Source organism: Sphingomonas sp. IC-56, assembly GCF_021043375.1.
Lineage (GTDB): Bacteria > Pseudomonadota > Alphaproteobacteria > Sphingomonadales > Sphingomonadaceae > Sphingomonas.
In genome coordinates this window covers 1-21,678 of record NZ_JAJNDV010000008.1, presented here as the reverse complement: position 1 = coordinate 21,678, position 21,678 = coordinate 1, and the positions used below count along the sequence as shown (strand labels likewise).

Sequence of the window (21,678 nt, the reverse complement as noted above, 5' to 3'; positions counted from 1 at the left end):
GAGCGCCCTTGACCATTACGACCTTGGTCGCAGTCGCCCGCTCGCGTCCCTGGGGGTATCCGGCACAGGCTGCTACCATAGCGATTTTGCGAGGACGTACGATCATGATTGCCATTTCGCGCGCCCGGCCAAGCGGTCTCGCCATTGCATCGCTGCTCCTCGCCGGGGTCGCCGCACCTGCGCTGGCTGCATCGGGATCGACCTCCGTCTACGTCACAGCGCCTGCCGATCCGCGCGCGGTGACCGTGTCCGCCCCACGCGACGGCGTGGCAGACGCGTCCGCCGCGATCCAGCAGGCGATCGACGCGGTTGCCGCAAAGGGCGGCGGCGGCATCGTGTTCCTGCCCGAGGGACGCTACCGGATCAGCCGCACCATTTACATGTGGCCGGGCGTCCGCCTGTTCGGCGTCGGCCGCAAACGCCCGGTGTTCGTGCTCGCCCCCAACACGCCCGGTTTCCAGCGCGGCGTCGGCAGCATGGTCTTCTTCACCGGCAACAAGCCGGAACTCGGCGCCGACAGCCGCCCCATACCAGTCCCGCCGCCCACCAGTGTGCCGTTCAACCCCAATATCGGCGATGCCAATTCGGGCACCTTCTATTCGGCGATGACCAATGTCGATTTCCAGATCGGCGAGGGCAATCCGGCGGCGACCGCAGTGCGCTCGCACACTGCGCAGCACACCTTTCTCAGCCATATGGACTTCCATCTCGGCTCGGCGCTGGCCGGCGTCTATCAGGTCGGCAATATCGGCCAGGACCTGCGCTTCTTCGGCGGCCGCTACGGCATTCTTGCCGAAAAGACGTCGCCCGCCTGGCAGTACACCCTGCTCGATTCGACGTTCGAGGGACAGCGCGACGCCGCAATCCGCGAGCATGAAGCGGGGCTGACTCTGGTCAACACCGTGTTTCGCAACGTGCCCGTCGGGATCGAGATCGACCGCGGCTATGGCGACTGGCTGTGGGGCAAGGATGTGCGGTTCGAAAACGTCGCCCGCGCCGGCGTCATCATCAGCAATGAAGGCAATGCCTATACCCAGGTCGGCTTCGACAATGCCGTGAGCACGGGCACGCCGGTGTTCGCGCGCTTCCGCGACAGCGGCCGCACCGTGACCGGCCCCGCTGCCCGCTACCGCGTCCGCGAGTTCACTTATGGCCTGCACGTGCCTTCGCTCGGCGCCACCGGCAGCTTCGCGACGAAGATGGACGCAGCGCCGCTTTCCGGCAAGGACCGCCGCCGCGACCCCGCCATCCGCGCGCTGCCGCCGGTGTCGCAATGGACCAATGTCCGCGATCTGGGCGTGAAGGGCGACAACGCCGCCGACGACACCGCCGCGATCCAGCGCGCGATCGACAGCCGCAAGGTGCTCTACTTCCCGGCGGGCTTCTACAAGGTGTCGGACACGCTCAAGCTGCGCGCGGACACCGTGCTGATCGGCCTGCACCCCAGCCTGACGCAGATCGTCCTGGCCGAGGACAGCCCGGCCTATCGCGGCGTCGGCAGCCCGCGCGCGATGATCGAAAGCGCCAAGGGCGGCGCAGCGATCGTCTCCGGCCTGGGCCTGTTCACCGGCGGCAGCAATCCACGCGCGACCGCATTGGTGTGGCGCGCTGGCGAGCGCTCGCTGGTTGACGACGTCAAGTTTCAGGGCGGGCACGGCACGTTCCTGGCCGATGGCAGCCGCTTCGACCCGTACAACGCCAACCACACCGCGGACCAGGACCCTGCCAAGCGCTGGGACGGGCAATATGCCAGCCTGTGGGTGACCGATGGCGGCGGCGGCACCTTTAACCAGCTCTGGACGCCGAACACCTATTCCCAGGCCGGGCTGTACGTCACCAACACCAGCACGCCGGGCTATGTGTACCAGATGTCGGCCGAGCATCACCGCCGGGCCGAAATCGTACTCGATGGCGTGCGCAACTGGGAGTTCCTGGCGCCGCAGACTGAAGAGGAGGCCGGTGAGAGTCGCGACACCGTGGCGCTGGAGGTGCGCAATTCGCGCGACATCCTGTTCGCCAATCTCCACGCTTATCGCGTGACGCGCTCGCTCCAACCGGCACCCTCTGCGGTGCTGCTCTATGGGTCGACCAACATCCGCTTCCGCAACGTCCATGTGAATGCGGAGAGCGGCTTTGCGACGTGCGACACCAATGGCTGCGGCACCTATCTGCGCGCCAGCAAATATCCTTACGAGAATGCGATCACCGACGTGACGCGCGGCACGCAAGTGCGCGAACGCGAATTCGCCGTGCTGGACGTCAACGACGCACCCGCGCCTGCGCCGACACCGTCGCTCACGCCGGTGCGGATGCTGTCGGAGGGGTTCTACTCGTTAGGCGGCGGCGCTGTGGATCCCGCGGGCAAGCTCTACTTCGTCGACCGCTATTTTCACCGCATCCATGGCTGGTCGGAAAAGGAAGGGCTGTCGATCGTCGCCGATGCCCCGCTCGACCCGGTTAATCTGGCGGTGGACCGCTCCGGCAATCTGATGGTGTTGTCCTCGGCGGGCGCGGCCGCGACTGTGTACAGCATCGATTCCGCCAAGCCGCAGGATGTGCGGGTGATCACGCCCACGCCGGTCGCGAACCGGGCGGCGGCCAGCGTGGCACTGCCCGCCAGCTTCTGGAACAATGGCGAATTCCGGGATCAATATGATCCGGAGCGTGACCAGTTCGTCACGCTGGAGGAGATGTTCGCCCGCGACATGGCGGTGCCCAAGGCGCAGGAATATCGCTCGCCCGATGGCAGCCTGATCCTGCCCGCCTTCCGCGTCTGGCAACAGGGGCCCGCGGATCATATCGGCTGGCGCTTCTCCGACACGCTCGACACCTATGGCTTTGTCACCGGCAAGGTCGGATCGCGCGTCTACATCGCCAACGGGTCGGAGGACCGCACCTATAGCGGGCTGCTCGGGGCAGGGGGCGCGGTGACCGATCTCAAGCCGTTCGCATCGCGCGGCGGCGAAGGCGTCGCGGTGGGGCCGGACGGGCGAGTCTATGTCGCGAACGGACAGATCTTCGTCTACGGCGCCGATGGGCAGGAACAGGGCCGCATCGACGTGCCGCAACGTCCGCTTCAACTGCTGTTTGGCGGGCCTGATGGCCGCACCCTGTTCATCCTCACGCACAAGGCGCTGTTCTCCGCGCGCCCCTGACAACACTGTCGTGCGACTTTGGTCGTAGATGCTGCCCGGCTCTGCATCCGTTACAGTAACCCTACAGAAACAATGAGCGACCTCCACGCCGTATCAGCGGGAGGTCGCTGCCAGAGAGGATGCAGGGATGAACAAGGTTATGGGTGATCGCCGCCGCCAGCCGCGTCGGTATGTTACCGCTACCAGCATGCTGGTGCTGGCTGCGGCGCTCGCATCAGCCTCTCCGGCCTTCGCGCAGGAGGCGCCCGCGCCTGCAGAGGATCAGGCCAGCCCGTCCGTTCCGCTGACCGGACAAGAGACGCTGGCCGAGGATACTCAGTCCGCGCCGGGCGAAGTCGTCGTCACGGGCACGCGCATCATCTCCAGCGGGTTCACTGCGCCAACGCCCACCACGGTGATCGGCGAAGAGCAGATCGCGGCGAACGCACAGCCCAACATCTTCAACACCGTCGCGCAGCTGCCCTCGCTGCAAGGCTCCACCGGCGCGAGCACCGGCACGTTCAGCACCTCCAGCGGCACGCAGGGGCTGAGCTCCTTCTCGCTGCGCGGTCTCGGTCCCATCCGCACGCTGACCCTGCTCGACGGCCAGCGTGTCGTCGGCGCGAACGTGACCGGCGTTCCCGATATCAGCATGTTCCCGCAGCTGCTGGTCAAGCGCGTCGACGTTGTCACCGGCGGCGCATCGGCGTCTTACGGGTCAGACGCGGTCGGCGGTGTGGTCAACTTCATCACCGACACCCGCTTCACTGGGTTCAAGGCCAATGTGCAGGGCGGCGTCACGCATTATGGCGATGATGGTCAGGCACTGGTCCAGGCGGCCTATGGCGGCGCGCTGCTCGACAATCGCCTGCGCGTGATCGTCAGCGGCGAATATTCGCATGAAGGCGGCGTCGGCCCCGGCGATTTCGGCACCGATCTCGCCGGTAGCCGCGACTGGTATCGCGCGACCACGCTGGTCAACACCGGCATCACCAACAACGGCTCGCCCCAGTTCCTCTACCGCGACTATGCGCAGCCCTACCAATATGCGCGCTACGGCCTGATCAATAACGGCCCACTCCAGGGTACCGCGTTCGACGTGAACGGCGTGCCCTATGCCTTCAACTATGGTTCGAACGGCCAGCCGCTCGGCAACGGCCGGGTATCGAACTGCTTCCCTGGCAACAGCTTCTGCGTCGGCGGCGATCTTTCGGGTGCGCCGGGCTCGGGCGCGTCGCTCAAGTCGGAGCTGGAGCGGATCAACGGCTTCGGACGCCTCGGCTTCGACTTTGCCGAGAACAACGAGGTGTACGTCACCGTCAACATCGCCCAGGTCACCAGCAACAACCAGCCAAGCCCCGGCTATAATCGCCCCAACCTGACGGTGCAGTGCGCCAATCCGTTCCTGCCGCAGTCGATCCGCGATCGCTGCGCAGTCGCCGGGATCACGTCCTTCAACTTCGGTTCAAGCAACGGGGCATTTCCCGATCCCAAGGTGTCGACCGACCGCCGCCAGTATCGCATCGTAGCCGGCGCGAAGGGCAGGTTCGGCCTCATGGGGTCCGACTGGAACTACGACGCCTATTACGAGCATGGCACCACCATCGCCGACATCAATGTCGATGATATCGTGCTTCAGGAGCGCTATAACGCCGCGACCAACGCGATCAGCCTGAACGGCGCGATCGTCTGCGCCAATCCCGCAGCGCGGGCGGGCGGATGCCAGCCGATCAACATCTTTGGCGGCTTCACGCCTTCGGCCGCGGCCCTGGCCTATGTCACGCCCGAAAACGGGCCGTTCCAGCACACGAAGCTCACGCAGGAAGTCGCCAGCGTCAACGTGTCGGGCGATTTGTTCAACCTGTGGGCAGGCCCGCTGTCGATCGCCTTTGGTGGCGAATATCGCAGCGAGTTCTACCGGGTGAACGGCGATCCCTACGGCGCGGGCGTAACCGGCATCAGCCCGAACAGCCCCGAATATCCCGCCGACCCCCTGCTCAACGCGCCCTTGGGCAGCAACTGGGCAGCGGGCAACTACAAGAACGGCCGCGGCAGCTACCATGTCTATGAAGGCTTCGCCGAGCTGAACCTGCCCTTGTTCAACAACGACAGCATCGGTCGCGCGAACCTGAACGGCGCCGCGCGCGTCACGGATTACTCGACCTCGGGCACCGTATGGGCGTGGAAGGTCGGCGGCACCTGGGACACGCCGCTGGACGGCTTCCGCCTGCGCGCGGTTACGTCACGCGACGTGCGTGCGCCTAATCTGTCCGAACTGTTCGCAGCGCCGACGGTCACCACCCTGCCGAACTTCGGCGATCCGTTCCGCAACGTCGCGGTGCAGGTGTTCCAGAACACGGTCGGCAATCCCAACCTCCGGCCCGAAATTGCCCGCAACACCGAAATCGGCGCCGTATATGCCAATCCGTCCTGGCTGCCGGGCCTGAGCCTGTCGTTCGACTATTACACCATCAAGCTCGACGACGTCGTGTCCAGCCTGTCGCCCGACCAGATCGTCCGTTTCTGCTTCGAAGGCAATCAGGCATTCTGCGGCGGCTTCGAGCTGAACAGCCCGATCCAGGGCGGCAATTTCGTCAACGTCCAGCCGTTCAACCTGGCGTCCTGGAAGACCAGCGGCTTCGACATCGAGGCGAGCTATCAGTGGAAGCAGCCGCTCGGCATGCCGGGCTCCTTCACCTTCCGCGCGCTCGCCACGCATGTGCGTGAGTTCCTGGTGGACTCGGGCATCGCCGGGGTTGCCGTGGTGGATCAGGCAGGTGCCAACAACGGCAACGTGCCCGACTGGAAGGTGCTGGGCGTCCAAACCTACAGCAACGACGCCTTCAGCCTGTTCCTTCAGGAGCGTTGGTTCTCCGATGGCACCTTCGGTAACCAGTATGTGGTCTGCTCGGTCGGAACCTGCCCGGTCTCGACCGGCAACAACCCGACCATCGACTTCAACAAGATGAAGGGCGCGTTCTACCTGGATCTCGGCGGGTCGATCAATGTCGGCGAACAGGGTGCGTTCTTCTTCAAGGTCGACAATCTGCTCGACCATGATCCCGCGCCCGCACCCCAGACCAACACCGGCCTGGACGTGAACCCGGCGCTCTACGACACGCTGGGCCGGACCTACCGCGCGGGCTTCCGCGTGCGGTTCTAAGTAATTGGCCGGGCTGGTGGCATGCCGCCAGCCCGGCAGCTTTGGCGGCCCACAATGGGAGCCGCCATGCAGCATCTATCGCTGCGCTACCGCCGCGTCGCTCGCCAGCTTGTCCGCGCGCTCGTTGCCCGGATGCCCGGCATGGCCCTTTACCCACACCCATTCCACGCGGTGCGGCTCGGCGGCGGCAAGCAGTTCCTGCCACAGCTCGGCATTCTTGACCGGCTTCTTGTCGGCGGTGCGCCAGCCATTCTTCATCCATCCATGGATCCACTTGGTCAGCCCATCCATCACGTAGCGGCTGTCGGTCGACAGCGTGACCCGGCACGGGCGCTTGAGCGCCTTCAGCCCCTGGATCGCCGCCATCAGCTCCATGCGATTGTTGGTGGTGTGCGGCTCGCCGCCCGATAATTCCTTCTCGGTCTCGCCCATGCGCAGCAGCACGCCCCAGCCGCCCTTGCCCGGGTTGCCCTTGCACGCGCCATCGGTGAACATCTCGACATGTTGCAGTTCGCTCATGCGAACAGCGCGTCGCCCTTCGCAGCGTAGAAGTCCAGCCGGCGGAGATAGGCCAGCGGATCTTTCCTGGTGACAAGTGCGTCCGCCGGCGTGTTGAGCCAGTCCCAGGCCCGGCTGAGCACGAAGCGCAGCGCCGCGCCCTCCGCCAGGGTCGGCAGGGCAGCCCGCTCCGCGGCGCTCAGCTTCTGGCTACGTTCATACCCCCGGAGCAGGGCAGTCCCGATCTCCGGAGAGAAGCTGCGCCCGCTGCCGTCAAACGCCCAGGCGCCGTGCGTGACGGCAAGGTCATAGGCGCGCAGATCGGTGCATGCGAAATAGAAGTCGATCAGCCCGGTGACCGTGTCACCCAGCATCAGCACATTGTCGGGGAACAGATCGGCGTGGATCGCGCTCACTGGCAAGTCGCGCGGCCAGCGGGCAAGCATGCGGTCCAGCGCGCGGCCCACCCGGTCGAACAGACCCGCTTCGATCGCGTCAAGATCCCGCCCGCAGCGGTCGAACTGCGCCTGCCAGCTATCCACCCCCATCGTGTTGGGCCGATCGAGGCCGAAGTCCGACAGCGCCGCGTGCATCGTACCCAGCGCAGCACCGGCTGCTTCGGCCTGGGAAGGGGAGGGGGCCGTCACCGACACACCGGGCAGGAACTGGATCAGGCAGGCCGGCCGCCCTTCCAACTCGTGGATCTCGCGTCCGCTCCGGTCCTTGATCGCCGGCGGCACGGGCAGCCCCTTGCCGGCAAGATGGTCGAGCAGCGCCATGAAATAGGGCAGGTCATCGGCGGCAACCCGCCGCTCGTACAGGGTGAGGATGTAGCGGCCACGGCTGGTGTCGACGAGGTAGTTGGAATTCTCCACCCCCTCCGCGATACCCTTGGCAGACACCAGCTCGCCTGCATCGAACTTCGCCAGGAAGCCTGCCAATGCTTCGGAAGAGACCTGTGTGTAGACCGCCATTCCTGCCCCTTTGCCCGCGACCCTGGAGCAGCCATCCCGCGAAAGCGCCCCGCGCACAACCGCAGTTGTGCTTGGGGCAGGCATAGCCGCTAGGCGGCTTCCAGCCCGCGCGGCAGCTTGAAGACGACGTTCTCTTCCACCGTCTCGACTTCGCGCTCGCGCACATCGAACCGTTCGGACAACTTGGCCACCAGCTCGCGCACCAGCAGCTCGGGCGCCGACGCGCCTGCGCTCACCCCCAGCGAACGCACACCCTCAAACCACGCCCAGTCCACATCTTCCGCGCGGGGGATCAGATAAGCGGTGGTGCCCTCACGCTCGGCCACTTCCACCAGCCGCAGCGAGTTGGACGAATTCTTCCCGCCGATCACCAGCACCAGATCGACCGACGAGGCGATCGCCTTCACCGCCCCCTGGCGATTGGTGGTCGCGTAGCAGATGTCGTTGGGTCCGGGCGCCAGGATGGCCGGGAAGCGCCGCTTGAGCACGTCGAGCGTCGCCGCCGTGTCGTCCACCGACAAGGTGGTCTGGGTAAGGAAGGCTAGGTTGTCAGGGTCGGCGACCTGCACGCGCTCGGCATCCTCGGGCGTCTCGATCAGCGTCATCGCGCCTTCGGGCACTTGGCCGAACGTACCGATAACTTCGGGGTGTCCGGCATGGCCGATGAACAGGATATGCCGTCCGCCCGCGACCAGCCGCTCGGCTTGGCGGTGCACCTTGGAAACCAGCGGACAGGTGGCGTCGAGATAGGAGAGCCCACGCTCGGCCGCCTTGGCCGGCACTGCCTTGGGCACGCCGTGCGCGGAGAACACCACCGGCACGCCATCGGGCACCTGGTCGAGTTCCTCGACAAAGATCGCGCCCTGCGCCTTCAGCGTGTCGACCACGAACTTGTTGTGCACGATCTCATGCCGGACATAGACCGGCGCGCCATATTTCTCGATCGCCAGTTCGACGATCCGGATCGCTCGGTCGACGCCGGCGCAGAAGCCGCGCGGGGCGGCGATCAGCAGTTCGAGAGCGGGTTTCGGGGCCTGGTCCATCACGCCTCGCGCTCTACGCGATTGCTTGCGCGGGCGAAAGGCGGTTCCTATGGTGCCGCCCGTTTCCGGGCCGCCTTTGATCGCGGCCCGTGTTTGTGAAAGGTGTTCCGCCCGTGTCGCTCGCCAAGTTCGCCGTTCCTGCCCTTGTCCTGCTCGCCGCAGGCGGCTGCGCCCGCACCGGCGAGATCACTGCGGGTGGTATCTCCGCGGTCCGCTCCGCCTGCCCGCGCGTCGGCGTCACCGCCGGCACCGGCGACATCACGTTGTTCAACCCGCCGGCCAGCCGTGAGGCGTCGGCGATCGACGTCACCGCGACGCTGACCAATCTCCAGTCCACCTGCGTCGACTCGCTCGATCCGATCGTCACCACCGTTACCTTCGATGTGCTCGCCCGCCGCGCGCAGCCTGGCCCGGCGCGCGAAGTGACGCTGCCTTATTACCTGGCGATCGTCCGCGGCGGCTCGTCGGTAGTTGCCAAGACCGTGAACCAGGTCACTCTGCGCTTCGAGGAAGGTCAGATCCGCGCCCAGACGCGCGCCCAGGTGAGCGGATCGGTGGCCAAGTCCGCCGCGACGCTGCCCGAGGAGGTCCGCAAGAAGCTGACCGAGCGCCGCAAGGCCGGCGACGAGGCCGCCGCGATGGATCCGCTCTCCACGCCCGAAGTGCGCGACGCCGTCCTCGCCGCCACGTTCGAGGCGCTGGTGGGCTTCCAGCTCACCCAGGACCAGCTCAAGTACAACGCGACGCGCTGATGACACTCTCCCTTCCCTGCAAGGGAGGGGATCAAGGGGTGGGTACAGCAAAGGCCGGGGCTCGATGCCCCGGCCTTTACTTTTTCGGCACGCAAACCCCGATTGACTCGCGCTCGCCGCCCCGCCAAGGCTCCCCGCGTCGATGCCGGGCAACCGGCATGGGCACGCGCGGGAGAGTGTCCGGTTTCACCGGGCCGCCGAAGGAGCAACCGCCCCGGAATCTCTCAGGCACCGAGGACCGCGCGCGCACGACACTCTGGAAAGCGCTGCTGAAGAAGTAGCCACCGAAGGGGTAAGCGAGTCCAAGGCTCGTGAAAGCTCTCAGGTCCCGTGACAGAGGGGGCGATGGAACCAGGGCGCACACGCAGGCGCGCGTTCCGTCGTCGATCCACTGCGCCGGAACCGTGTGTGATGAGCCAGGACGTCCAAGAACCCGAAGGCGAAGCGCTCGCCCCGCAGCTGCTTCCGCTCGACCAGTGGCACCGCGCCCGCGGCGGCCGCATGGTGCCGTTCGCCGGCTATGAAATGCCCGTCCAGTATGAAGGCATCATGGCCGAGCATCTATGGACCCGCGAGCATGCCGGCCTGTTCGACGTCAGCCATATGGGCCAGCTGCTCTTCTCGGGCGCGGACGCCGACGTTCAGCTCGAGACCCTGCTGCCCGGCGATATCAAGGGGCTGACCCCCGGCCGCATGCGCTATTCGCTGCTGCTCGCCGACAATGGCGGCATTCATGACGACCTCATGGTCACGCGCCTGGGCGAAGACAACGCGTTCGAGATCGACGCCGGCGCCTTCTACATGGTCGTCAACGGCGCGACCAAGTGGGACGATCTGGGCGTGTTCCGCGAAGCGCTGCCCGACGATGTCGTCATCAACCATCTCGACGAACAGGCGCTGCTCGCGCTGCAAGGTCCCGAAGCGGTCACTGCGCTTGAGCGCGTCGTTCCCGGCGTGGCGTCGCTGGTCTTCATGACCGCCGCTGCCTTTGAATGGCAGGGCAACCCGCTCTGGGTCAGCCGCTCGGGCTACACCGGTGAGGACGGCTTCGAGATCTCGATCCCGGGCGATGCCGTCGAAGCGTTCGCCGAAGCGCTCTGCGCCCAGCCCGAAGTCAAGCCGATCGGCCTGGGCGCGCGCGATTCGCTGCGCCTCGAAGCCGGCCTCCCGCTTTACGGCCACGACCTCGATCTCGACACCAACCCGGTCGCCGCCGATCTCGGCTTCGCGCTGTCCAAGCGCCGCCGCGAGGATGGCGGCTTCCCCGGTGCCGAGGCGATCCTCGCCGACCGCGCCAACGGCTCCGCCACCAAGCGCGTCGGCCTGATCGTCGAGGGCCGCCAGCCGGTTCGCGAAGGCGCCACCGTGGTGGATGACAGCGGTGCGGAGATCGGCAAGGTCACCAGCGGCGGCTTCGCCCCGTCGGTCCAGAAGCCGATCGCCATGGCCTATGTCCCCGCCGCGCTCGCCACCCCCGGCACGCGCGTGACGCTGAGCCAGCGCGGCAAGACCCATTCCGCGGAGGTCACTGCGATGCCCTTCGTCCCCCACCGCTATGTCCGCAAGGGAGCCTGAGACATGAGCCGTTACTTCACCCAAGACCATGAATGGATCCAGGTCGACGGCGACACCGCCACCGTCGGCATCACCACCTACGCCCAGAGCCAGCTCGGCGACATCGTGTTCGTCGAGACCCCCGACGCCGGCAAGACCGTCGCCAAGGGCGACGACGCCGCGGTCGTGGAATCGGTCAAGGCTGCCTCGGACGTGTACGCCCCGGCGAGCGGCACCGTGGTCGAAGGCAACCCCGCGCTCGCCGACAACCCCGCACTGGTCAACGAAGACCCCGAAGGCGAAGGCTGGTTCTTCAAGCTGACGCTGTCGAACGCGGCGGAAGTCGAAGCCCTGATGGATGAAGCCGCCTACAAGGACTTCGTCGCCGGCCTGTAAGCTGAACTGCTCCCCTCCCTTTCAAGGGAGGGGTTGGGGGTGGGTCGCGAGCGCAGCGAGCGCCTGCCGCACCCCCAAAGAGCGACGCCGGAGGCATCGAGCCTCCGCCGCCGCTGGTACCCACCCACTGTTCGGGTGGGCCATGCCCCGCATGGCCCAGAAATGCCTGGGAGGCATTTCGACCCGACAAAGTCCCCTCCCTGAGTAGGGAGGGGGGAGATATGGTCGAAATGCGCTACCTGCCCCTGACCGACACCGACCGCCAGGCGATGCTCGCCACCATCGGCGCGGCTTCCGTGGACGACCTGTTCGTCGACGTTCCTGAGTCCGCCCGCCTGTCGGGCCCGATCGCCGGACTGCCGCCGCACGCTAGCGAACTGGCGGTCGAGCGTCACATGACCGCGCTCGCCCGCAAGAACGTGGTCGCAGGGGAGGTGCCCTTCTTCCTCGGCGCCGGCGCCTATCGCCACCATGTGCCGGCCAGCGTCGACCACATCATCCAGCGCGGCGAGTTCCTCACCGCCTACACGCCCTATCAGCCTGAAATCGCCCAGGGCACGCTCCAGGTGATGTTCGAATTCCAGAGCCAGGTCGCGCGTCTGCTCGGCTGCGACGTGGCGAACGCGTCGATGTACGACGGCTCGACCGCGTGCTGGGAAGCCATCTCGATGGCCCGCCGCCTCACCAAGCGCGGCAAGGCGATCCTCTCGGGCGGCATCCACCCGCATTATGTCTCGGTCGCCAAGACCATGGCCAAGTTCACCGGCGACCAGCTGGTGACGTCGCTGCCGACGCTCAGCCCCGCGCCCGACACCCAGGATCTGATCGCCCAGATCGACGACGGCACCAGCTGCGTCGTGGTCCAGTATCCCGACATTCTCGGCCGTATCGAGGACCTGTCCGCCCTCGCCGAAGCCGCGCACGCCAAGAAGGCGCTGCTGATCGCCGTCGTCACGGAGCCCGTCGCCCTTGGTGCGATCAAGTCCCCGGGCGAGATGGGCGCCGACATCGTCGTCGGCGAAGGCCAGTCGCTTGGCGTCGGCCTCCAGTTCGGCGGCCCCTATGTCGGCCTGTTCGCCTGCTCGGAAAAGCTGGTCCGCCAGATGCCGGGCCGCCTCTGCGGCGAAACCGTGGACGCGGAAGGCAAGCGCGGCTTCGTGCTGACGCTCTCCACCCGCGAGCAGCATATCCGCCGCGAAAAGGCGACGTCGAACATCTGCACCTCCTCGGTGCTGTGCGCGCTCGCCATGTCGGCGCACATGACCCTGCTCGGTGAAGCCGGCCTGCGTCAGCTCGCCGCGATCAACCACGCCCAGGCTAGTGCCGCCGCCGACCGTCTGGCGCAGATCCCCGGCGTCGAACTGGTGACCCCGACCTTCTTCAACGAATTCACGTTGAAGCTGCCGGTCGAGGCCCGGCCGGTCGTCCGCGCGCTCGCCGACAGGAACATCCTGGCCGGCGTCTCGCTCGGCCGCCTCTATCCCGACGCTGCCGATCTCGCCAACGGCCTGGTCGTCGCGGTCACCGAAACCACCACGGCGGAGGACGTCGAGACGCTTGCCTCCGCGCTCCAGGAGGTGCTGGCATGAGCACGATCAACCAGTCCGGCTGGCGTCCGACCACGCCCGAAAAGGGCGAGAGCGCCGGCGAAACCTTCACCGGCAACCGCGCGCTGATGCTCGATGAAGCGCTGATCTTCGAGATCGGCTCGAACGAGACCACCGGCGTCGACTTTGCTGAAGTGCCCGCTGCCACGTCGCGCCTCGGCAAGCTCGCCCGTACCGCGCCGATCAACCTGCCCGGCCTGTCCGAGCCCGAGACCGTTCGTCACTACACCCGCCTCAGCCGCCAAAACTACGCCATCGATCTCGGCCTGTTCCCGCTCGGCTCGTGCACGATGAAGCACAACCCGCGCCTCAACGAGCGCATGGCCCGGCTGCCCGGCTTCGCCGACGTCCACCCGCTTCAGCCTGTCGACACGGTGCAGGGCGCGTTCGAAGTGATCCACCAGCTCGCGCATTGGCTGGTGACGCTCACCGGCATGCACTCGGTGGCGATGAGCCCCAAGGCCGGCGCCCATGGCGAGCTGTGCGGCATCCTCGCGATCCGCGCCGCGCTCGATGCCAAGGGCCAGCAGGCGCGCAAGGTCATCCTGGTTCCCGAAAGCGCCCACGGCACCAACCCCGCCACCGCCGCCTTCGCCGGCTTCACGGTCGAGGACATCCCCGCCACCGCCGAAGGCCGCGTAAACCTGGATGCGCTCAAGGCACGCCTGGGCCCCGACATCGCCGGCGTGATGATCACCAACCCGAACACCTGCGGCCTGTTCGAACCTGACTTGAAGGCGATCTCCGACGCGGTCCACGCCGCGGGCGGATACGTCTATTGCGACGGCGCGAACTTCAACGCCATCGTCGGCCGGGTCCGCCCGGGCGACCTCGGCGTCGACGCGATGCACATCAACCTGCACAAGACCTTCTCCACCCCCCATGGCGGCGGCGGTCCCGGCTCGGGCCCGGTGGTGTTTTCCGAAGCACTCACCCCCTATGCGCCGCTGCCCTTCGTCGAGAAGCAGGGCGACCAGTTCGTGCTGGTCGAGGAAGAGACCGCGGGCGAGCATCACGCCGGCAGCTTCGGCCGCATGGTCGCCTTCCACGGCCAGATGGGCATGTTCACGCGGGCGCTCACCTACATCCTCAGCCACGGCGCCGATGGCCTGCGCCAGGTCGCCGAGGATTCGGTGCTCAACGCCAACTATGTGCTCCGCGCGATGGAGGACGTGCTCGACGCGCCCTTCGCCAAGTCGGGCCCGTGCATGCACGAAGCGATCTTCAGCGATAAGGGCCTGGCCGAAGGCTTCTCGACGCTCGACATCGCCAAGGGGCTGATCGACGAGGGCTATCACCCGATGACGGTGTATTTCCCGCTGGTCGTCCACGGCGCGATGCTGGTGGAACCGACCGAAACCGAGAGCAAGGCGACGCTCGACCAGTTCATCGGCGCCTTCTGCTCGGTCGCGGCGCGCGCCAAGAATGGCGAGCCCGCGCTCAAGTCCGCGCCGCACTTCGCGCCCCGCCGCCGCCTCGACGAGACGCTGGCCGCGCGCAAGCCGATCCTGGCCTACAAGGACACGCCCAAGGCGCAAGCCGCCGAATAAGCGTGGCGCTTCGCTGAACCACGCTGCTATGCCGTTCCCCTCGGCTCCGGGGGGAACGGCATGCAGTATCAGAATTCGTGGATCAGCTACGCGATCAGCGGCACGATCATCGCGCTCGTGCTCGGCATCCGCATCTGGCGGATGAACAAGGTCCGCCCGCTCAGGATCGAGCGGCTGTGGATCGTCCCCGCGATCCTCGCGCTCGCCACTGCCTCCATGTTCATCGCCGCCCCGCCATCGCCGCTCGGCTGGGCGCTCAGCCTGGTCGCGCTCGTCATCGGCGCCGCGCTTGGCTGGCAGCGCGGCCGCTTCATGCGCATCCAGATCGATCCCGAGACGCACATGCTCAACCAGCGGTCCTCGCCCGCGGCGTTGCTGTTCATCGTCGGCCTGATCGCGGTGCGCTTCGCCGCCCGTTCGGCGCTGGCAAGCGGGGCAGGGGACACGTTCCTCCACCTCAACGCCATGACGCTGACCGACATCCTGGTCGCACTCGCGCTCGGCCTGGTCGCCGCCACCCGGCTGGAAATGTACCTGCGCGCCCGGCGTATGCTGGAGAGCGCGCGGGCGGCGCGCGCCTGATCAGCTGGCCGGCGCGTCGTTCGCCGCCACTGTCTGCTCCACCTTGCGCACCCGCTCACGCCAGACAATGTACAGCCCGCTCGCGATGATCACCGGCGCCCCAAGCCAGGTATAGGGCGTCGGCCAGGCCGCGAAGAGCAGCCAGCCATAGAGCGTGCCCCACACTAGGCTCGAATAGTCCATCGGCACCACCACCGAGACCGGCGCGAAGCGCAGGGATCCGGTGAGCGCCAGCTGCCCCACGCCCCCGACCAGCCCGATGCCGATCAGGATCGCCCAGGTGCCCAGGTCATGCGCCTGCAACTGAAAGGCATAGGCGATCCCAAGCGGCGGCAGTGACAGCACCGAGAACCAGAACACCGTCGTGCCGGCGCTTTCGGTCCTGCCGATCTGGCGCAACAGGATCGCGACGATCGCGACGAACAGCCCGGCGAGCAGCCCCACCGCCGCCCCGAACAGCGAGATATGCGTGCTCCCTGGCTGCGCCACCACTAGCACGCCGAGGAACCCGACGATCACCGCGCCCCAGCGATGCCAGCCGGTCGCCTCCTTGAGCACCAGCGCGCCCAGCAGCGTGGCGAAGATCGGCACGGTGAACTGAAAGGTGGTCGCCTCCGCCAGCGGCAGCAGCAGCACCGCGCCAAAGGTGAAGACCATGCCGGTCAGCCCCACCGCGGTGCGCGACAGATGCGCCTTGAACCGCTTGGTCCGCACCGATCCCAGTCCCGGCCCCATCGCGATCCACGCCGACACCAGCGGCACCGCCCACAACTGGCGATGGAACATCGTCTCGACCAACGTCGCGCCGCGCGTCTCGGCCAGCTTGATCAGCGCCGACATGGTCGACATGCACAGGATCGCGAACAGCCGCAGCCCCAGCCCGGTAAAGATGCGGTCAGATTGCATGGGGCAGGGGACTCAAGACCGCTTGAACATCCAGCGTAGCGATAAATCCTCCCCCGGAGGGGGAGGTGGCAGCCCGCAGGGCTGACGGAGGGGTAGCTATCCACGAGCTGGGCCGCTCGCGGAGAATACCCCTCCACCACGCTTCGCGTGGTCCCCCTCCCCCTCCGGGGGAGGATCTGTGTGGCGGTCGGTCAGATTGCATGGTCGGCGGCAACTTCCTGCCTGTTCATTCCCCTCCCGGGAAGGGAGGGGATCAAGGGGTGGGTTCAGCGACAGGCGGGGCTCGATGCCCCGACTGCCGCCTTCAACGAAACGCTTGAAGGAATCTTTAGGCGCGCAGACGCGCGCACCCACCCTCAAGCCCCTCCCCTGCAGGGAGGGGAGCACTGCTTTGCGAGGGCCCTAAGCCTCCCGCGCCTCCCCCTCAACCCGCATGAACCGTGCACCCTTTGCTCCGACCACCCGCCGCGCTAGAGGCACGCCATGATCAAGCGCGCCCTCAACGTCACCCGCGAAGCCGATTTCGCAGCCTGGTACCAGACCGTCATCACCGAAGCCGACATGGCCGAGGATAGCGGCGTTCGCGGCTGCATGGTCATCCGGCCATGGGGCTATGGCATCTGGGAGCGCATCCAGCGCCTGCTCGACGATCGTATCAAGGCGACGGGCCACGAGAATTGCTATTTCCCGCTCTTCATCCCGCTCTCCTATTTCGAAAAGGAGGCCGAGCATGTCGACGGCTTTGCCAAGGAAATGGCGGTCGTCACCCATCACCGTCTGGTGCAGAAGGACGGCAAGCTCGTTCCCGATCCCGAGGCGAAGCTCGAAGAGCCGCTGGTCGTGCGCCCCACCTCCGAAACCGTGATCGGCGCCGCCTTCAGCCGCTGGGTGCAGAGCTGGCGCGACTTGCCCGTCCTCATCAACCAATGGGCGAACGTCGTGCGCTGGGAAATGCGCACCCGCATGTTCCTGCGCACCGCCGAATTCCTTTGGCAGGAAGGGCACACCGCCCACGCCACGGTGGAGGAAGCGCGCGAAGAGACCATGAAGATGCTTGAGGTCTATCGCAGCTTTGCCGAGGATTGCCTGGCGATGCCCGTGGTCGCGGGCGAAAAGCCGGAGAATGAGCGCTTCCCCGGCGCCGTCGCGACCTATTCGATCGAAGCGATGATGCAGGACGGCAAGGCGCTTCAGGCGGGCACCAGCCACTTCCTCGGCACCACCTTCTCCAGCGCGCAGAACATCAAGTTCCAGAATGCCGAGGGGCAGCAGGAACTCGCCCAGACCACCAGCTGGGGCGTGTCGACCCGCATGATTGGTGGCCTCATCATGGTCCATGGCGATGATGACGGCCTGCGCGTGCCGCCGCGCGTCGCCCCCTGGCAGATCGTGATCGTGCCGATGCTGCGCGACGTGCCCGAGGATCAGGCGATCGTCGACTATTGCAAGGCGCTCCAGGCCGATCTCGCCAAACTCTCGGCGCTCGGCGAGCCGGTTCGCGCGCTGCTCGACCTCAAGCCCGCCAAGGCCGCGACCAAGCGCTGGGGCTGGGTCAAGAAGGGCGCGCCGATCATCGTCGAAGTGGGCGGCCGCGACGTCGCCGGCGGCAATGTCTCGGTGGTCCGCCGTGATCGCCTGTACCGCGAGGACGGCAAGCTCGACAGCGCCGTGATCGCCCGCGCCGATTTCGTCGATGGCGCTGCGCAGACGCTGGAAAGCATCCAGGCTGCGCTGCACGAACAGGCCCGCGGGCGCCTCGACGCGAACATCCGCCGCGACGTCACCGATTTCGACGGGCTCGCTGCCGCGTTCGATGACAAGATCCGCTATCCCGGTTGGGTCGAGGTCAACTGGTCCAAGCCGACCGGCGCCGATCTCGACCAGGTGGTGGAACGTCTGAAGAAGCTCAAGCTCACCATGCGCAACGTGCCCGGCAATGCGGCCCCGGCGGAGGGCGCGTGCGTCTTCACCGGCCAGCCCGCCGTCGAGCGCATCCTGGTCGCGCGAGCCTACTGATCCCCATGCGCACGCTGTTCGCCTCTCTGCTCTATCAGGAGCCGCTCGGTGACGCCGACCTCCTGAAGGAGCTGGAGGCGTCCTGCCTGCAATTGGCGCAAGAGGACCTGGCCGGGCGCCGCTGGTGCAAGGCGCATGGCTATCGCGGCTACACCTCCTACGCCTCCTTGAACGACTTGCCGATCCGCGATCCGGCCTTCGCGGACTTGAAGCGCCTGCTCGACCGCCACGTCGCCCGCTTCGCGCAGGCCTGCCATTTCGAACTGGCGGGCAAGAAGCTCAAGCTCGACAGCCTGTGGGTCAACGTGCTGGACGGGAAGGGCGGGCACGGCGCGCATCTCCACCCGCACAGCGTGGTCTCGGGCACGCTGTACCTGGCGCTGCCCCCAGGCTCGCGCGGGCTGAAGCTTGAGGACCCGCGTCTGGCGATGATGATGGCCGCGCCTACCCGCCGCGAAGACGCGCCCGAGCAGCTTCAGACCTTTGTCGAGATCGCACCCGAACCCGGCACCGTGCTGCTCTGGGAAAGCTGGATGCGCCACGAAGTCCCGCCCGGCTCGGGCAGCGCCAAGCGGATCAGCGTCAGCTTCAATTACCGCTGGTGAGCTCTCAGCAGAGCACTAAGGTCAGCGCGCGCATCAGGCTGCGCTCGATCGGCGCGTCGAAGCGGCAGCCGACCTGCTCGCCATCGTTCCACACCACGGTCGCCGCGATCGGCATGCTTCCGCTGAAGCGCAGCCACAGCCGCTCGCCCTCGGGATACCCGGCCGAACAGGTGATGCGGCATCCATAGACCGACAGGTCGCGCAGCATCGCCTCATCGGGCTCCTCGCCATGGGCGCGCACGGTTGCAGGCGTCACCAGAATGCGGTGCCGCGGCTCGCCGCGCTGTTCCACCAGCGCGGGCGCAACCGCGCGATACTGCGAAAACCTCGTCGCCATGCGTGCTCCCTCGCGCCGCACCATAACCTAGGTTCATCAACAGGAGCTTAACGGGCGTTTACCCAATCGTGCCGCAGGACACCGAAGCCCGCTTGGAAGTTGGTACATCGCACGCGAGTCCCTATGTGAGGGTTGAATGGCAAGAACCAAGACAAGAGCAGGCCTGCCCACCCGGCAGCAGATCCTCGATTTCATCACCTCCTCCGACACGCCCGCGGGCAAGCGCGAGATCGCCAAGGCGTTCGGCCTGTCCGCGCAGGACAAGATCGCATTGAAGGCGCTGTTGAAGGACATGGCCGACGAAGGCCTGATCGACGGCGGCCCCGGACGCGCCTTTCACAAGATGGGCGGCGTGCCCAAGGTGACCGTGCTGCGCGTCGTCGACAATGACGGCGACACCGTCTGGGCCGTGCCCGAGCGCTGGGAGGCCGAGGGTATTCCCGTGCCCCGCCTGCGCGTCCGCGAACCGCGCGGCAAGCGCGCCGCCCTCGCGGTCGGCGACCGTATCCTCGCACGCACCGAAGAAGCCGGCAGCGGCCTGATCGCCCACCCGATGAAGAAGCTCGCCAGCGGCCAGGAACAGGTCCTCGGCGTCGTCCGCGAAGAGGAAGGCCGGCTCTACCTCCACCCCGTCGACAAGCGCGAGCGCACTGTCTACCCCATCTCCGAGCGCAACGGCGCCGAGCCCGGCGACCTCGTCCTTGCCAACAAGGCCGGCAAGCCGCCGCGCATCTTCGCGCACGTGGCCGAGATCCTGGGCGATCCCTTCGCCCCGCGCAGCTTCTCGCTGATCGCGATCCACAAGCACGGCATCCCCAACGTCTTCTCCGACGAGCTGCTGGCGGAGGCCGAGCGCGTGTCGAAGCAGCCGCTAGGCGAACGCGAAGACCTCACCCATCTCCCGATTGTCGCGATCGACCCCGCCGACGCGCGCGACCATGACGACGCGGTCTGGGCCACCCCCGACGACGATCCCAAGAACGAAGGCGGCTGGAAGGCCGTCGTCGCGATCGCCGACGTGTCCTTCTATGTCCGCCCCGGCTCCGCCATCGACCGCGAGGCGCGCAAGCGCGGCAACTCGGTCTATTTCCCCGACCGCGTCGTGCCGATGCTGCCCGAGATCCTCTCGGCCGAAGTCTGCTCGCTCAAGCAGGGCGCCGACCGCGCCGCCATGGCCTGCCACCTTCAGGTGTCGAAGGACGGCACGCTCAAGAGCTGGCGCTTCACCCGCGCGCTGGTCCGCATCGCCGCCAACATCCCGTACGAGAACGCCCAGGCGCTGATCGACAAGCGTCCGCTGCCCTACGGCGCCGCAGACGCTGCCGAGCCTGTGGACGCCGACGCGCCCTACAGCCCGTCGCCTGAGGAAACGCAGCTCCGCGACATCCTTGCGCCGCTCTGGGATTGCTGGAACGCGCTCTACCGCGCCCGCCAGAAGCGCGAGCCGCTCGACCTGGATCTCCCCGAGCGCCGCATCGTCCTAGACGAAAAGGGGCGCATCATGTCGGTCGCCCCGCGCGAGCGCCTCGACGCGCACAAGCTGATCGAGGATTACATGATCGCCGCCAACGTCGCGGCGGCCAAGGCGCTGGAGGCCAAGAAGGCCCCGGTCATGTACCGCGACCACGAACCGCCCACGCGCGAAAAGCTGACCGCGCTCAAGGACTATCTCGCCACCTTCGACTTGGAGTTCGCGCTCGGCCAGGTGATCCGCCCGGCGACCTTCAACCGCATCCTTGAGCGCGTAGGGGAGTCGGACGCTCGCGACGAGATCATGCAGCAGGTCCTGCGCACCCAGACCCAGGCTTATTACGGCCCCGACAACACCGGTCACTTCGGCCTTGGCTTGGGCAGCTACGCCCACTTCACCTCGCCGATCCGCCGCTATGCCGACCTCGTCGTCCACCGCGCGCTGGTCGACGCCTATCGCCTGGGCCAGGGCGGGCTGACGGCGGAAGAAGCCGGCAGCATGGACCGCATCGGCGAAAGCATCAGCCAGCTCGAACGCCGCGCGATGGAGGCCGAACGCGAAACCGTCGACCGCTATGTCGCGGCGTATCTTTCCGAGCATGTCGGCTCGGTCATGGACGCGCGCATCACCGGCGTGCAGAGCTTCGGCTTCTTCGCGACCATTGAAGGCATCGGCGGCGACGGCCTCGTGCCAGTGCGCGATCTCGGCTCGGAGTATTTCAGATACGACGAAGCGAGCCAGCAGCTGATCGGCGAACATTCGGGCGAGGCGTTCAAGCTCGGCCAGCGGCTCCAGCTGCGCCTGGCCGAGGCTAGCCCGGTCTCCGGCGCGCTGCGTTTCGAACTCCCCGACGGCAAAGGCTCAGCCGGCAGCCCGGCAAGCGAAGCTCGCCGAGGCAAGTCCGGCCCACCCCGCGTCCTCAAACGCCGCGGCCGCCCGGGCAACATCCGCCACCAAGGCAAACGGCGATAATCCCTCCTTCTCACCCCTCCCTGTATGCAGGGAGGGGCAGGGGGGTGGGTGCGCGCGTCTGCGCGCCAAGAAGACGCAGAACCGTCACGGCCAAAGCCCCAGCCAGGCCATCAAGCCC

The 21,678-nt window shown here is 67.0% G+C and carries 16 protein-coding genes and 2 riboswitches; of the genes, 11 read left to right on the top strand and 5 right to left on the bottom strand.

Annotated features, from left to right (window positions below; all coding sequences use genetic code 11):
* Positions 1 to 104 precede the first annotated feature (104 nt).
* Positions 105 to 3,155, top strand: coding sequence for a glycosyl hydrolase family 28-related protein (locus LQ953_RS11645; protein ID WP_231031074.1), 3,051 nt, complete (start codon positions 105 to 107; stop codon positions 3,153 to 3,155).
* Between the two features lie 187 nt (positions 3,156 to 3,342).
* Entirely contained in the window at positions 3,343 to 6,297 is a 2,955-nt protein-coding gene (locus LQ953_RS11640) for a TonB-dependent receptor plug domain-containing protein (protein WP_231031227.1), read from the top strand.
* A 75-nt stretch (positions 6,298 to 6,372) separates the two neighbouring features.
* On the opposite strand, the gene rnhA is transcribed toward LQ953_RS11640, so the two are convergent.
* The 3 genes from rnhA to ispH form a co-directional block, all read right to left on the bottom strand.
* A complete protein-coding gene (rnhA, locus tag LQ953_RS11635; RefSeq protein ID WP_231031073.1) occupies positions 6,373 to 6,816 on the bottom strand; it encodes a ribonuclease HI in 444 nt (147 codons plus the stop codon).
* Entirely contained in the window at positions 6,813 to 7,769 is a 957-nt protein-coding gene (gene thrB, locus LQ953_RS11630) for a homoserine kinase (RefSeq protein WP_231031072.1), read from the bottom strand. Before thrB ends, rnhA begins: the two co-directional genes overlap by 4 nt.
* Positions 7,770 to 7,858: 89 nt before the next feature.
* A complete protein-coding gene (ispH, locus tag LQ953_RS11625) occupies positions 7,859 to 8,812 on the bottom strand; it encodes a 4-hydroxy-3-methylbut-2-enyl diphosphate reductase (RefSeq protein WP_231031071.1) in 954 nt (317 codons plus the stop codon).
* Between the two features lie 113 nt (positions 8,813 to 8,925).
* Between ispH and LQ953_RS11620 the strand changes: the two genes are divergently transcribed.
* From LQ953_RS11620 to LQ953_RS11595, 6 genes are all read left to right on the top strand, one after another.
* Positions 8,926 to 9,564: a hypothetical protein gene (locus tag LQ953_RS11620; RefSeq protein WP_231031070.1), complete on the top strand. Its 639-nt coding sequence runs from the start codon at positions 8,926 to 8,928 to the stop codon at positions 9,562 to 9,564.
* A 159-nt stretch (positions 9,565 to 9,723) separates the two neighbouring features.
* Positions 9,724 to 9,815: riboswitch (glycine riboswitch) on the top strand.
* Between the two features lies 1 nt (position 9,816).
* A riboswitch (glycine riboswitch) is annotated at positions 9,817 to 9,905 on the top strand.
* Between the two features lie 70 nt (positions 9,906 to 9,975).
* Positions 9,976 to 11,139, top strand: coding sequence for a glycine cleavage system aminomethyltransferase GcvT (gene gcvT / locus LQ953_RS11615; RefSeq protein WP_231031069.1), 1,164 nt, complete (start codon positions 9,976 to 9,978; stop codon positions 11,137 to 11,139).
* Positions 11,140 to 11,142: 3 nt separating this feature from the next.
* Positions 11,143 to 11,514 (top strand): glycine cleavage system protein GcvH, encoded by a 372-nt coding sequence (gene gcvH, locus LQ953_RS11610; RefSeq protein WP_184088529.1) that lies wholly within the window; start codon positions 11,143 to 11,145, stop codon positions 11,512 to 11,514.
* Positions 11,515 to 11,744: 230 nt separating this feature from the next.
* Entirely contained in the window at positions 11,745 to 13,103 is a 1,359-nt protein-coding gene (gcvPA, locus tag LQ953_RS11605; protein WP_231031068.1) for an aminomethyl-transferring glycine dehydrogenase subunit GcvPA, read from the top strand.
* Positions 13,100 to 14,671 carry an aminomethyl-transferring glycine dehydrogenase subunit GcvPB gene (gcvPB, locus tag LQ953_RS11600; RefSeq protein ID WP_231031067.1) on the top strand — a complete coding sequence of 524 codons (1,572 nt, stop codon included), beginning with the start codon at positions 13,100 to 13,102 and terminating at the stop codon, positions 14,669 to 14,671. The genes gcvPA and gcvPB overlap by 4 nt, the downstream gene beginning before the upstream one ends.
* 60 nt (positions 14,672 to 14,731) lie before the next feature.
* Entirely contained in the window at positions 14,732 to 15,253 is a 522-nt protein-coding gene (locus tag LQ953_RS11595) for a CcdC protein domain-containing protein (protein ID WP_231031066.1), read from the top strand.
* Here the strand turns inward: LQ953_RS11595 and LQ953_RS11590 are convergent, their stop codons facing one another.
* Positions 15,254 to 16,159, bottom strand: coding sequence for a DMT family transporter (locus LQ953_RS11590; RefSeq protein WP_231031065.1), 906 nt, complete (start codon positions 16,157 to 16,159; stop codon positions 15,254 to 15,256).
* Between the two features lie 483 nt (positions 16,160 to 16,642).
* Between LQ953_RS11590 and proS the strand changes: the two genes are divergently transcribed.
* Together proS and LQ953_RS11580 are read left to right on the top strand one after the other, a co-directional pair.
* Positions 16,643 to 18,175 (top strand): proline--tRNA ligase, encoded by a 1,533-nt coding sequence (proS, locus tag LQ953_RS11585; protein WP_231031064.1) that lies wholly within the window; start codon positions 16,643 to 16,645, stop codon positions 18,173 to 18,175.
* A 5-nt stretch (positions 18,176 to 18,180) separates the two neighbouring features.
* Complete coding sequence (locus LQ953_RS11580) at positions 18,181 to 18,780, top strand: TIGR02466 family protein (protein ID WP_231031063.1); 600 nt, start codon at positions 18,181 to 18,183, stop codon at positions 18,778 to 18,780.
* A gap of 4 nt (positions 18,781 to 18,784) precedes the next feature.
* Here the strand turns inward: LQ953_RS11580 and LQ953_RS11575 are convergent, their stop codons facing one another.
* Positions 18,785 to 19,117 carry a PilZ domain-containing protein gene (locus LQ953_RS11575; protein ID WP_231031062.1) on the bottom strand — a complete coding sequence of 111 codons (333 nt, stop codon included), beginning with the start codon at positions 19,115 to 19,117 and terminating at the stop codon, positions 18,785 to 18,787.
* 136 nt (positions 19,118 to 19,253) lie between these two features.
* On the opposite strand from LQ953_RS11575, the gene rnr reads away from it, so the two are divergent.
* Complete coding sequence (gene rnr / locus LQ953_RS11570) at positions 19,254 to 21,560, top strand: ribonuclease R (protein ID WP_231031061.1); 2,307 nt, start codon at positions 19,254 to 19,256, stop codon at positions 21,558 to 21,560.
* The last annotated feature ends 118 nt before the right edge of the window (positions 21,561 to 21,678 follow it).